The sequence below is a fragment of the Paenibacillus sp. MER TA 81-3 genome (assembly GCF_023713585.1).
GTDB lineage: Bacteria > Bacillota > Bacilli > Paenibacillales > Paenibacillaceae > Paenibacillus_B > Paenibacillus_B profundus.
The window spans coordinates 23,835-36,764 of record NZ_JAMAWB010000036.1; the positions used below are offsets into that span (position 1 = coordinate 23,835).

Here is a 12,930-nt window from a genome sequence, read left to right on the forward strand (position 1 = left end):
CTATAAGCAACTTGGAGCAGTTTCATCTTTCTCGCAAGAGCCGACAGGTTATAACCTAGCAATTTAAAAAGAAAGAGTAACATGATAATCCAAGTTATAAGGATTAATGCTACTCTTTAAATATTATGTAATAGGAAATCTTTTATCAAGCTTGAGAAAAGGCTTTATAATTAAAGTTTCTCCTCCCATATCCAAATCGGCTGCTGAAGAACGATGGATGTAAGATTACGGTTGATTCTTTTTGAATTCACCGTCATCTCGTTGCTAAGAACGATCACTGTTAATTCCTCGTCCATTAGCCGTGTAACATAATGACAGAAACCACTTGGATATCCTCCTGGATGCCCAACTGCTTTTCTCCCCATGACATCTTGCGTATACCATCCATATCCATATTGAGACGGAAACTTTTTAGCATGGGTCATACCCATCAGTTCTGATGATTCTTTGCTTAGCAATACATTATTACGCAGGGCTCTGTCAAACCGATCTAAATCTTCAACTGTAGAAATGATATCCCCGGCTGCAAACGCTGCAGAATTATGCATTACGGGTCCGACTTCCCCCTTTACATGTCCTTCCGCTTTTGGTGTACCAGCCGAAACCGTAAACATAGAATTCAACATGTTGCTTGGCTTAAAAATATGCTCTTCAATATAATTTGCATATGACTGTCCGCTGACTTTTTCAACAATAAGTCCTAACATCACATAACCAGTATTACTATAACCAAAGCTTTTACCTGGGGTAAACTCTAATTCAGAACCGCTAACGGTTTTTACAATATCATTTGGATTCCATTCTTTGCTGTAGTCAAATTTGAAATTCGGCTTTAGATAATCCGGAATTCCCGAGCTATGACTTAGTAGATGACTTATTGTAATAGACTCTCCATTCGGAAAGTCTGGGAAGTATTTCGAAATTGGATTATCTACGTTTATAAGTTCCTTTTCTACTAGTTGCATGACTGCTACTGCAGTGAATGTTTTAGATAATGAAGCAATCTGATAGAGCGTGCTTGGGCTATTCGGTAAATCAGTGGCTGCCAATCCATAACCTTTTGTAAATAAAACTTCCCCCTCCTTTGCAATTAGGACGGTTCCCTGAAATTTTTCATTTGTCAAATATTGATCGATTTTATCAGAAACGCTTCCGGATAAATTACTATGGTTGTTACGACCAAATACTAGCAAAGCTACTATAGACACGATTACAATAACAAGAATAGTAATAGAGAAAATCTTTAGGAATTTTTTCATATGTATACCTCTCAGTCTATTCTTTATAGCTAATTAAACACGTGTTCTATTACAATTAACGTTAACCGCTAAACGAAACCAAAATTCTGACCTTTTACATATTCCACCGTTTTCTGTATCCATTATTGAACCTCTTATCAAGATTGTTTTTATGACGAAATAATATCAATATAGTCTTTATATTCTAAAGGAATTGGTCTATCGAAAATCAGATCTTTTAAAGGATCTACGTTTTTCCCAAACTTATAACAAAGATATAATCGTTCATTGAATTCTGGATAAACCCGGACATTGGTTAATTCATATTTATCTATGGTCTCGCTATCTGTAACAGGAATTGAAGGCATAATTATTTTCGTTTTATAACTACCTGTAGACATGTCCTCTTCTATTAACCTGCCTCCACCTTGACCCAATATCAATACTTTCCGCTCATTTGTTGTTCCTTTCCATACCGTCACATGTCTACTTCCCATACCTAAAGATTCTATTTTATACGTAGGGAGCTTGTAATTTGTAAGGGGCTTAATGCTTTGTTTATAAATGTTACTATGTTTAATAAACTGTCTTGTTACGGACGTACTAAATAAAATAGGAACTTCGTTTAAATCAACATCCCCCCAATTATTATCGTCACTGTATTCTAACCTTTTTTCTCAATAATTTTGTTCCATGACAGAACATATTTGTTTATACTTTTTTCCAAAGTTCTTTCTAAAATAATCTTCCCCTTCCTTAGTTAATTTTTTTTCTTCAAAAGCCCAAGATAATAAATACTCTTGAAGACTATTATCTAAATCCAAATCTAATGGAATAATTTCGTCTACAGATATTTCACTATCATTCGATGTAGTAATAATTTTTCGCGCCCTTATCATAATAGGCAGTTCTATCCACTCCCTGTAAGAGCCTACTTTTTTTATCACTTCCACATCGTTTAAAAAATTGAAAATAATATTATCAGATACAAGATCATTTGCGAAAAATTTTTTCATAAACGAAACACGTTTTTTTATGTCATTTATCTCAGAGAATATATGTAAAACATCAGAACTTTGTTTTATTAGAAAAACACTAGTAAAGTTTATAAAATACTCTGCACAACTTTGTAACATCGTTGTTGAAGAGGTATCATGCTCAACTTCCATTACTAGAGAGAGAATCTTTGAAAACTCTTTTTTGTTTGACCAAAGATTTCTCATTCTCTCTTCATCTCTATAGTAGTAAATTATTGTACTCAAAATATCTGTTTTTCCCCTCATACTATAAGCATCTCCCAATTGGCTCCCGTGCAGCTGATCTATATAGACGTCCGCCTACACCATAGATCCTCCAACTTTTCTAAAAAAATTGACTAATAAAATCTTTCAAGGTTTTCAAGCAAATCAAAATCCACTAGATTGGTACCATTATATCCAGCTTCTATTAAGACCTGTCGTAGTTGCTGCAATAGCTTGAGCCATTCTTTTATAAATAAATCGGTTTTCATCGTCATACTCTGATAATCATCACGACTATCCCATTTAACGTTAATATTAGATTTTCCAATTTTACATATCCATGTTTCGAAAAATGCTTGACTTGGAAAAGTTACGACAAACCGCTCTTCTCTTTTTTTGATTGCCTCTAACATCTTAACAACATCACTTATGCCATCGGCTATTTGTGTTCCATAATTGATTCTTAATGACGTATCATGCCATTTCATTGTAAAGTGTTGATTATTAACAAGCCTATTATCTAGTGCTTCCGATATCGTTGTATCTTCTGGATTACGTATTCCAATCTTAAAATTTGGGTTGATTATGATTTCAAATTCTACTTTACTCACCTCAAGGATATTTCACTTTTGCATGACTCCCTTTTCTAACAAAAAAACATATGTAAAGAAAGAACTTATGACGTCCTCCTCATATATGTTTCGGAAGCATATTACGGAAGCATATTAATTAGCCTAGGATTATATTAAAAGTCATTCTTCTAAGTACATTGTGTAAAAAATACACCTGCATCATTCTGATCCACATTTTTATTTATAAACAAATAACCGATCGAGTCACTAAGGCTGAATATATCTTGAAATCCTTCAGGAAAATCACCACCATAAATTTGTAGACAAAATTGATAAGCATCCAGACCCAAGTGTTCTATTTGTAACAGAGAGGGTGTATGGCCAATCAACGAACCGCAGTAAATCTCTATATCATCCAAATCTTCTCCATCTACTTCTTCTTCTAAATCTAAATTCAATTCATCCCCTAAAATGAACTCTTGTGCTGGTATCAAGAACTCTGATTCATTTCGAATATTACCTGCTTCGTGTAATAAAACTCTTGTATATCCTTTTTTAATGTTTTGTAACTCTTCCTCATCTCCATGAAAAGTGATTACATCTAAAAAATAATCCTCTTTTTTGTACGTTGTAAACACAGATAGTACATGTTCTTTGGGTAAGTTTACATCTAGCGTTTTATTAAGAAAATCCGTTGGCAAGCTTAGTACGAGTGTTAAATTATCTCCATCTGGGTTTAATGGCCAATCCATATTTTCAGGCAAGAAGCTATATCCGCCAAGTCGAGGTACATTGGATTCATTTTCAACATCTCTAAAAGTAATTTCAACTGACATCTTTACAGCACCATCCTTATTTACTACCAATCTCTTTCTCTAAGGGAATCTACAATTTAATATTGTTATCACTATTTTGATAATCCTAAATAACTTCTCATCCGAGCATCTTCAATCGTCTCAGGTAGTACATCAATCAACATCTGTTTGAACGATTCGTAGATAACAGGACATCGATTGTAAAATTGAAATTTGACCTTATCGTCCAGGTGCGGATGTTCCATCAAACGTTCCAACCACCTGGCATCCAGATTTTCTGCCAATTCACGCTTGAAATAGGTTCTGTTATCGTAACTTCCGTAGCTGTAACGTCCCCAAAATGCCGCCATTGTGTGACTGCCATTCTTATCGTCATAATAGATCAGTCCCAAACCGTTATGGATATACCGATTTAATGCCCGCAAAAAAGTGGAGAATTCATCATACACGTTATCTGCGCGGTTGGTAAGAAGCTTTGCGGAAAAATAAGGAATCAGCCACTCATTACCGTATTGCATATACAGCTCCTCAGCCAACAAAATCAACCGTTCATTCATGCTCCGTATTATCGAAGCAGCGAGCACAATCGGGAAAACACATAGGGTTTCCTGTGGCTGCAGGTTCCATATTCTGAGCGTATCGTTAATGTGCACATAGTCCTTATTGGCCGATAGTTTCAATATGTTTAAGCCTTGCAACCAACGGCCGATTCGCCGCAATGAGACGGTAGACGCCGAGCATGGACGGGCTTCCTTTGCCAAGCATAACGGAAACAACGGCAGTGAATCGTTCAAACTCATCCTCATCGGTCAGGAAATCTGGCGGCTGTTGAAACAGCTCGTGAAAATATTTCTCGCAATGCTTGCCCACCACTTCCGAAACCGTATCCGAAATAGCCGGCATCAGGATGTCCTCGCCTAAATTTTTGTGTTTCATATATTTTTCCCAGATCGCAGTCGCTTCCCCACACTCTTGATGAGCAAGTGCTTTTAACGCCGCTTTTTTGCATTTCCCCTTCTCATGTTCTACAAGATATAGAAGCGCCTCCACATGACTCAATCGCGCAATAGCGTCTTCTCTCTTCTTCCCTTTTTCCGGCAACGTCGCCAACACTTCTTCCAACTATAAGCGCCTCCTTCGTCCTGTTCATCATCTCACCATACTTCGGCATAAATCGAGTTAAATCCTACCAATAAAATGAACTGTGTTTAAAACGTCAAAAGCCTGCCCAAAGGCAAGCTTTTTTATTTGAGACATATCCCATATCGTATTATTGATGACCCTCGTGACAGTTGAGTAGCATCCAAGCCACCTTTGAATTTATACCATTAAAGCTCCACTTCACCTGCTTGATCTTGCTCTAGATGAACAAGTGGAACAGGCGAGTAAATAAACGTATCCCCGTCGTCTTCAAGCTTATACATGATACAAAACAAAGCTGAACCTCGCTGATCGCCACTCGGTATAGAGAAAATCATAGCTGGACAACGCAGCTCTGCAGAATGAACGCTTGCACATAGATCTTTATAAGTAATAGCAGCGAGGGTGTCGATATCACCAAGATGCTGTTGACAATCCCCAATAACTTGCATGTAATACGCTATATTCTGATTATATTTATTCGCAAAGCTCTGCTTATACTCCTCAATGCTAAGAAAGCAACACTCCCAATCCAAAGGTGGGATACTTAACACATAGCGATAGAACTTCAACTTCCTGATTCCTCCTCTTTTCGAAATCGAGCTATTCAGAATAATTGAAAAGGGGATTTTTTTGATAGCCCTTTTTTAATCTTTTCAATTTCTTCAATGGCTTTTTGTCTCCAATGCTCCGTAAGTCTAAAATCTTCATCATAAAAATCCTTGTTATGAAGTTGAGAAATTAAATCTGCTAACTCAAACCACTCTAATATATGTATTGAAATATTCTGCATGTTTTCAGGACTAAAATCTCCATGATCATGATCATAAAAGAATACTGTTGGGGGTGATTGAATATCATCAAGATCGATTATCCAAAAATCGCCTCTGCCAGTTTCGGCGAATATCCAATGGCTTTCTTTAAGTTCACTAAAATCTGCGTGATACTCTTTATTATATTTTTTTGCTTTTTCATAAGATAAAAAAACATGATCTGCCTCGATGCTATTATCGGCAAGTTTCTCATATAAAAATAAACAATCCTTCCTTGTAAACTCACTGATCTTTGGAATTCGATTTCTATGTTCTAACCTATCCATTATTTCATCAAAATTTCTTTTCTTTATCATGACATTCACTTCTCTCTACATGGATCATTATGACTTCAGGAGATTGTTTATCGTGTCTCTTTTATGAGCCCCTAATACGAATCGATTCAAACTGCTCTTCTTCTGCAACATGGAGTCCTTCTTCTAAATACCTTGGATCTATTTCAATTACACCTTCATTAAAAGTATATTTTCTCATCTCGAAATTTCTCTCAGACTTTTTATTTTGTATCTTTCAAATTTCCTTTAATCCAACTAATGATTATTTCTTTTATCTTTTCCAAGTTATTATTATTTAATGTACAAACTATCACCAATTCATTCTTGCTCCTATTGTCCATAGTACTATTCATCCAATAAGATAATAAATCCGCATTCTCAGAGCTTTCTTGGATAATTCTAATTATTTTATTCTTTTTTGTTGATTTCGCCGAAAATATAGGATTTCCATCCATCATTTTTTTCCCATTACTGAAGGTGGTGTTATAATAAGGGCATATCCAATCGATTCCATCTACATTCTCTTTATGCAACAACATAAAAAACATATCAATCCAATATTTTTCTAAAGCAGAATACACATCTTCATCATCCAAGTAATGAACAAAATCATGAAACCTATTACTATTTTCCACGACACTTACCTCCAGCATATATAACACAGACTTATGGCACTCACTAACTTACAAAGACGTTCTATAATGTTAATATCCCCCGGTTGATTCACCGAACTTTTCTATACATACTTCATCTGCGATGCCGAATAAAATTACACAATCTTCAGCTGTAGATGGGATTTTCTCAGGATTATTAAGTATCTCTGCATAGTATATCTTCCCCTTACTTACTACCAAGTAACTTACATCTTCAATCCCATCCTCTGACTCTTCTATGTAATCTAAAAATGGTTCATCTTGTAATACACTTGCCGCATCTAAAAATTGTTCCTGGAACTTCACGATATGTTCTTGATCCATTTCTCTCAATATTTCTCTTAATGTATCCGCATTCAGATTTGCGTTTATAATAATATCCCAAAACCAATCGCTTACAATGTCACTAATTTCGTTTGGTAAAATTATATCAGATTGATTCATAAAGCCACCTCGCTTGTGATTTTAGTTGAAGGCGTGAGACTATTTCTGTGGAAATATTCTACTTGATTTTGGATTTTTTGATCTTCCACCTTAACTGTTCGACATCCACCTGATTTCGTTTCATTTGTTTTGAATATATGAATATACCTTCATTAACATACTCAAATCGAAATGTTGTTATTATTGGCAACCCTATGGTTTGTATTCTTTGTCGTGCTCAAAGTTTTAAATAGCGGAAATCAAAATCAATACCCACGCCATCCAACAAATTTTCTTTATACTCTATTTCTTCCTTAGAACTATCAAAACTAACTTCTGCGTACAATTTTTGGATTTCAATTATCTCATTTAATAAATAGTCATTGAAATCTTTATATACTTTAGCCCTTTTAATCGGATCATGAGAAAATAAATAGATTTCCCCAGTGTCCCTTTTAAAGCAAATAGGATCATTGCTAGGACTTTCGGAAAAAACAATATATTTATCTGTTTCCTCTTGTTGAAAATGCAATGATACAAATTCCCATATAGAATTTGTCAATGCTTCCCACTTATCCATTTTCTTAAGGTTGTACATGAAATCAGAGCTTTCTATACCACCGAAATGTAAGAAATAATCTTTCGTTTGTGAGGGAATTATCCAATCTAGATATTTCTCTGTCTTTTGAAAATTTTCAGTTTCTAATGAAATCACTTCTACATCATGATCCTCAAGAAAGCATGTCAGGTTTTCAATCCAATTGTCTTCCCCTATTTGTCTAATTGGTAAAATGGGTTCTATATTTATTTTCATACTTACTCCTTTAATGATAAGATTCTCTCGATCTCTTGGCCGGGTTCATTGTACTGCAGCGCTGCTTCTCACCATACTTCGACATTAATCGAGTTAAATCCTACCAGAAAGGGAGTTGGCCATGTTTTATAACGACAAAAGGGGTTGTCCAGAAGTCAGTTTTCAATGACTTTCTGGATAACCCCCTTTTTGTCTTTGTGTGCAATTATCTACTACCATTCTCTTTCTCTGAGGGCATCTTCCATATCAATATCGATCTTGAAATATTGTAAAACCGATTTTACTGTAGCAGCAATTGATTCCCTTGCAACAGTCTCTATTTCACTATTATTTTGCTCAAACTCATCTGCCAAATCATTAATGGCTATTGTCATTTCATCAAGTTTACTTTGAATCTTATTTACATCATGATTCCCTTTTTCTATAAACTGAACAACGCGCAAAATGCATTCCTTTACTTTATCAACTAAAAATTCTGGGTAGAAAGGGTCATTATACATCTCAATTAGATAATTGATTTGGGCTGCTTCGTTCTCATTTTGTCGATTCCCGTCTTTATCCTCTACTCCATATTTCGGAACCCCGGCTTGCCACATCTCTTCAACTGTATTTAACGGGTAGTTATCGATACCAAGCAATCGCTGCTCTTTTAATGGATCGATCCATCGTCCATTCTCAATCGATAGAATTAAGAGACGTACAAATTCGTAACCAGTGTTATACCCAACAATTTCGTAGTTGTTTAACATGTTCGGGTCATTTCTATCAATATTGTATTGGATAATTTCATTCCCCATAAGACCCTTATCACCGACTGCGGGATCGATTTTCACCAAATTGTATATGAGTTCATCATCACTAAATTCAGACCGATTTCCCCACTGTCCCCTGTCACTACTAATAAAAATCTCTGGTATAGGGATATTCAAATTAGGTTGTACATTTTAGTTTCCCTACGGAACACTGTTTGAAAAACCCCTTTAACACCATACACACCCCAAAAGGTTTAAACGTATTTAAGTCAAGCGGCTTCTCATTAAAATGATTACGTTCACTCGTTATATTAAAAAATGCAACGTATGGATTGTCTAATAATTGAGCAATGATGTATACATTTTCTTTTAATTGTATGGAATGAATATCGTTTTTCTTCCAAACAAATCTTTTAAGCATATCAGCACCCCTTTTTTGTGAGTATCTGGCTATAGAAAGACAAAAAGCTCTCCATACGATGGAAAGCTTTCTCATTTTATCGACTAATTATAATTGAAATTAATGATGTAATCATTAATACAGTTTCTCAGAGATTGATTTTGCCGTTATCTCGCGGTATTTCATAGCTTCATCCTTTATTTTTAAAGAAACCCCGACATTCAAAATATCAATAACAGCTAGCTGGGATATCTTTGCAGCAAGTGAGCTGCCTTGTAATGGATTTTCTCTAGCAACCATTAACAGTTCGATATCTGCCAGTTTGGTTATAGGCGAACGCGCATTACTGGTCATAACGACTATTTTGGCGCCCGCTTTCTTGGCTAGGCTTAAGTTCTCGAGCGTATCTTTGGTGCTTCCCGAAATGGATATCCCAACAGCTACATCCCCTGGATGCATTAATGCAGCTGTCATAGCCTGAAAGTGCGTATCTGTCTTAGCGAAGCTTTGCTTGCCAATCCTGGTGAAGCTATGCGCGGCCTGTAACGCCGTCAATCCTGAAGATCCTACTCCAAAAAAGTGAATATGATGAGCTGCAGTCAATAGATCAATGGTCTTCTCCAACTGATCTGAACTAATAAGTTCCGAAGTTTGTTCCAACGTCTCAATATGCATAGATATAACCTTACGGTTTAAAGTCGCTGCATCATCCTCTTCAGTAACTTCATTGTACAAGCGATCGGAAGGCTTAACCATATCTTGTGCCAGAGATAATTTAAAATCCTGAAAGCCCTGGAATTTCAGTTTCCGGCAGAGGCGAATCACCGTCGTCTCACCGACGTCCGCTCTCTCTGCAAGCTCGGTCACCGAATGATAAATGATATCCTGAGCGTTTTCCAGAATAAAATTTGCAACTTTTTGTTCTGTTTTGGTTAATCCATTAAAATGACTTCTTATGGATAACAACGTCTTTCCCATTCCCTGCTCGTTAGACAAATCCATTCTCCTTTCAGGCTGCCTAACAAATAATGATACTGTAGACTAACCTACTATTTAGGATATACACAAATTCCTTTAAGAGGTTGTTCAAAAAGTCCGCTTTTGATCACGAAGTAAATCGGGAAGCTGATTCGGCATCGAATCTTGAATTCAGCCGGGCCTAAGCAGATGCTTACGAGGTATGTTTCCTCCGGAAACATTTTAGGTGCTCACGTACCCACTACAGGCAGATGCTTACGAAGTCGTTTTCTACGAAAACGTGTAGCTCCGCTCCTCAGTCCCTATCTTCATCCAATTCAAGCGTTTTGAAAAAACGCACATCGGAAGCATAAGCCTCGGTGCTGAAAACCGACCTTTTTGAACACGCATTTTAAAAGGCAAACTAGTATGCTATAACAAATTACATTATACTGTGAATTTTATTTTAAATAAAATAACCCGCTACAGCCCCTACTACACCTCCATTATCTCCTAAAGAAGCCGAGACTACCTCAATTTCCCGAACCCTCTCTCTAAAAACAGGAAGCAGCTGGCGCGACAGACTTTCACGAACCGGATTAAGTAAAAAATCGCCTTGCCGAGTAATGGCCCCTCCAATGACAATCCCCTCTGGATTACATGTATGAACCATATTAGCCAGACCAGCAGCAATATACTGAGTATATCTTCTCAGCACGTGAATAGACGCTTCGTGTCCTTCCTGCGCAGATGCGAATATACTTTCCGCGGTACTAATCCCCTCTAGCTCTGCCCCAGCTTCTTCTACCATTCTCATCAATCCTGTAACAGAAGCATACTGTTCCCAACAGCCTGTTCTTCCGCAATTGCATGGATAACCATTGTACTCAATAACATGATGGCCTATTTCTCCCGCAAACCCATCCCGTCCTTGATACGGCCTATGATTCATGATCAGGCAACCGCCTACTCCCGTTCCTAAGGTAACACAGATGAAATCGTTCCATTGTCTGCCAGACCCTACCCACGCTTCGCCGAATGCCATGGCATTCGCATCGTTATCGATCAATACAGACAAACCTGTCATGGAATGCAGCCGATTTCCAAGCTCCATTCCGGCCCATCCCGGCAAATTAGCTGTGGCCCCCATTACAACGCCTGTCCGACTATTCACTTGACCAGCAGTCCCTATGCCGACACCTTTTACCTTCCATCCTTGACTGCTTGAATACCTTTCTAATTCCTTCGTAATTTCGGCAATTCGATTTAACAGTGCTTCCCCGCCTTCATTTGCCTTCGTCGGACAATTCAAATGGTGAATGACCACTCCCTCCGCATTTACAATCCCCGACTTCATGTTTGTTCCACCGATATCCAGACCTATAGCTACTTCCCCAGTATGTCCCATCCATAGAACCTCCTCGTTTAAAGGCTGCTGCAATTGAACTACTCCCACTTTCGCTATGCTTAGAAGTGGGAGATTCCTAAGAACACCTTCGTAACCGAAAGTTTGGATTAGGCTATCCCCGCAGTTCCTACGGTTAGAAGTCTTATTGCTTCATTTTTAAGATTTTGTCCTGCGTTAATATCTCGATCATGATACGTGCCACAGGAGGGGCATTCCCATTTACGAAGATTTAGATGCTTAACGTCTTTATATTGTTCACCACAACACGAACAAAGTTGAGAACTTGCGAATGTTTTTGACACAGCAACGACTTGCTTGCCATACCATTTTGCTTTATATTCAAGCATCGTTCTAAATTGTGACCAAGATACCTCACTAATTGCTTTCGCTAATTTGTGGTTTTTCAACATATTCGATACTTGCAAATCTTCAATACCAATGATGTCGTGGTTTTTGACAATATCAGTTGAGATTTTATGCAAGTAATCGGTTCTTGCGTTTGTGATGTTCTCATGGAGGCGTGCTAATTTACGTTTTTGTTTTTGATAGTTCTTCACTTCATTTAATGTACATTTTCGTGTTAATGCTATTTCTCGTCGTCTTGAAAGAATGCGTTGTGCTTTCACTAATTTTTCCTCAAGCTTCCGAAACCATTTAGGGTTTTCGTATTCTGTTCCGTTAGAAAGAATCGCAAAATTCTTCAACCCCATATCAACACCAACAACAGAACCCGCTTTAGGTAACTCGTGTACTTCTGTTTCAACCAAGATAGACACAAAGTATTTGCCACTTGGATTTCGTCTAACGGTCGCATTCAGAATACGACCTTCTACTTCACGACTTTTTGCAAAATGAACAAGACCTAGTTTAGGCAATTTGATTTTGTTGTCAACAATAGCAATATTTCCGTTGGTTTGCTTTGTTGTATAAGATTGTACGCTATTCGTTTTAGATTTGAATCGTGGTGCTTTATTCTGTTTTTTGAAGAATCGAACAAACGAATCAGCAAGGTTTTTGAGTGAGGATTGAATCGCAATGCTGTCGACTTCTTTTAACCAAACTAACTCTTTCTTTAGTTGTGGTAATTGAGAAGAACAAGCGTTATAAGTCAGACCTATACCGGTCTCTTTGTAAGCTTCATTCCATTGTGCCAAAAAGTGATTGAATACAAAGCGAGAACAACCGAATGTTTTAACCAGCAACATTTCTTGTTCTTTATTTGGGTAGATGCGTAATTTATATGCCTTATTAACTAACATTGAATTCACCTCGCCACAAGAACACTTGTTTCCATTTTATCACAATGACACAAATTTTGGCTATCACCAACCGACATTCATCCCCCACTTACTCATTGGTCTATGCCCTTGACATTCCATGAAGTGGGAGTCTTCTGTCGGAAATAATAA

Annotated in this window: 16 protein-coding genes; all 16 read right to left on the minus strand. The window is 37.2% G+C overall.

What is annotated here, in order from left to right; translation table 11 throughout:
* Positions 1-170: 170 nt before the first annotated feature.
* The 16 genes from M3650_RS30185 to tnpB all read right to left on the minus strand — a co-directional run bounded on the left by M3650_RS30185 (position 171) and on the right by tnpB (position 12,780).
* Positions 171-1,259 (minus strand): serine hydrolase domain-containing protein, encoded by a 1,089-nt coding sequence (locus tag M3650_RS30185; RefSeq protein WP_251579990.1) that lies wholly within the window; start codon positions 1,257-1,259, stop codon positions 171-173.
* A gap of 149 nt (positions 1,260-1,408) precedes the next feature.
* On the minus strand, positions 1,409-1,720 hold the full coding sequence (locus M3650_RS30190; protein WP_251579991.1) for a hypothetical protein: 312 nt from the start codon (positions 1,718-1,720) through the stop codon (positions 1,409-1,411).
* A gap of 195 nt (positions 1,721-1,915) precedes the next feature.
* A complete protein-coding gene (locus tag M3650_RS30195) occupies positions 1,916-2,521 on the minus strand; it encodes a hypothetical protein (protein ID WP_251579992.1) in 606 nt (201 codons plus the stop codon).
* Positions 2,522-2,613: 92 nt separating this feature from the next.
* A complete protein-coding gene (locus M3650_RS30200; RefSeq protein WP_251579993.1) occupies positions 2,614-3,090 on the minus strand; it encodes a hypothetical protein in 477 nt (158 codons plus the stop codon).
* Between the two features lie 149 nt (positions 3,091-3,239).
* Positions 3,240-3,887, minus strand: coding sequence for a DUF1963 domain-containing protein (locus tag M3650_RS30205; RefSeq protein ID WP_251579994.1), 648 nt, complete (start codon positions 3,885-3,887; stop codon positions 3,240-3,242).
* Between the two features lie 71 nt (positions 3,888-3,958).
* On the minus strand, positions 3,959-4,423 hold the full coding sequence (locus tag M3650_RS30210) for a hypothetical protein (protein ID WP_251579995.1): 465 nt from the start codon (positions 4,421-4,423) through the stop codon (positions 3,959-3,961).
* A gap of 103 nt (positions 4,424-4,526) precedes the next feature.
* Positions 4,527-4,988, minus strand: a complete 462-nt coding sequence (locus tag M3650_RS30215; protein ID WP_251579996.1) for a hypothetical protein — start codon at positions 4,986-4,988, stop codon at positions 4,527-4,529.
* A gap of 206 nt (positions 4,989-5,194) precedes the next feature.
* A complete protein-coding gene (locus M3650_RS30220; protein WP_251579997.1) occupies positions 5,195-5,578 on the minus strand; it encodes a hypothetical protein in 384 nt (127 codons plus the stop codon).
* A gap of 35 nt (positions 5,579-5,613) precedes the next feature.
* The gene (locus tag M3650_RS30225) at positions 5,614-6,135 is read right to left on the minus strand and encodes a hypothetical protein (protein ID WP_251579998.1); all 522 of its coding nucleotides are present in this window, start codon (positions 6,133-6,135) and stop codon (positions 5,614-5,616) included.
* A gap of 200 nt (positions 6,136-6,335) precedes the next feature.
* Positions 6,336-6,749: a restriction endonuclease subunit S domain-containing protein gene (locus M3650_RS30230; RefSeq protein WP_251579999.1), complete on the minus strand. Its 414-nt coding sequence runs from the start codon at positions 6,747-6,749 to the stop codon at positions 6,336-6,338.
* A gap of 69 nt (positions 6,750-6,818) precedes the next feature.
* Positions 6,819-7,211: a DUF4240 domain-containing protein gene (locus tag M3650_RS30235; protein ID WP_251580000.1), complete on the minus strand. Its 393-nt coding sequence runs from the start codon at positions 7,209-7,211 to the stop codon at positions 6,819-6,821.
* Between the two features lie 217 nt (positions 7,212-7,428).
* The gene (locus tag M3650_RS30240) at positions 7,429-8,004 is read right to left on the minus strand and encodes an SMI1/KNR4 family protein (protein WP_251580002.1); all 576 of its coding nucleotides are present in this window, start codon (positions 8,002-8,004) and stop codon (positions 7,429-7,431) included.
* A 212-nt stretch (positions 8,005-8,216) separates the two neighbouring features.
* Positions 8,217-8,522, minus strand: coding sequence for a DUF5713 family protein (locus M3650_RS30245; protein ID WP_311295172.1), 306 nt, complete (start codon positions 8,520-8,522; stop codon positions 8,217-8,219).
* Between the two features lie 769 nt (positions 8,523-9,291).
* The gene (locus tag M3650_RS30250; RefSeq protein ID WP_251580004.1) at positions 9,292-10,152 is read right to left on the minus strand and encodes a MurR/RpiR family transcriptional regulator; all 861 of its coding nucleotides are present in this window, start codon (positions 10,150-10,152) and stop codon (positions 9,292-9,294) included.
* 427 nt (positions 10,153-10,579) lie between these two features.
* Positions 10,580-11,521, minus strand: a complete 942-nt coding sequence (locus M3650_RS30255) for an ROK family protein (protein ID WP_251580006.1) — start codon at positions 11,519-11,521, stop codon at positions 10,580-10,582.
* 107 nt (positions 11,522-11,628) lie between these two features.
* Entirely contained in the window at positions 11,629-12,780 is a 1,152-nt protein-coding gene (tnpB, locus tag M3650_RS30260; RefSeq protein WP_251580008.1) for an IS200/IS605 family element RNA-guided endonuclease TnpB, read from the minus strand.
* Between the last annotated feature and the right edge of the window lie 150 nt (positions 12,781-12,930).

Bases quoted from the DNA above. Each gene is read 5' to 3' on its own strand.
- M3650_RS30210 (WP_251579995.1), bottom strand. From the start codon at position 4,423: ATGAATGAACGGTTGATTTTGTTGGCTGAGGAGCTGTATATGCAATAC.
- tnpB (WP_251580008.1), bottom strand. From the start codon at position 12,780: ATGTTAGTTAATAAGGCATATAAATTACGCATCTACCCAAATAAAGAA.
- M3650_RS30185 (WP_251579990.1), bottom strand. From the start codon at position 1,259: ATGAAAAAATTCCTAAAGATTTTCTCTATTACTATTCTTGTTATTGTA.
- M3650_RS30225 (WP_251579998.1), bottom strand. From the start codon at position 6,135: ATGATAAAGAAAAGAAATTTTGATGAAATAATGGATAGGTTAGAACAT.
- M3650_RS30195 (WP_251579992.1), bottom strand. From the start codon at position 2,521: ATGAGGGGAAAAACAGATATTTTGAGTACAATAATTTACTACTATAGA.
- M3650_RS30255 (WP_251580006.1), bottom strand. From the start codon at position 11,521: ATGGGACATACTGGGGAAGTAGCTATAGGTCTGGATATCGGTGGAACA.
- M3650_RS30205 (WP_251579994.1), bottom strand. From the start codon at position 3,887: ATGTCAGTTGAAATTACTTTTAGAGATGTTGAAAATGAATCCAATGTA.
- M3650_RS30240 (WP_251580002.1), bottom strand. From the start codon at position 8,004: ATGAAAATAAATATAGAACCCATTTTACCAATTAGACAAATAGGGGAA.
- M3650_RS30235 (WP_251580000.1), bottom strand. From the start codon at position 7,211: ATGAATCAATCTGATATAATTTTACCAAACGAAATTAGTGACATTGTA.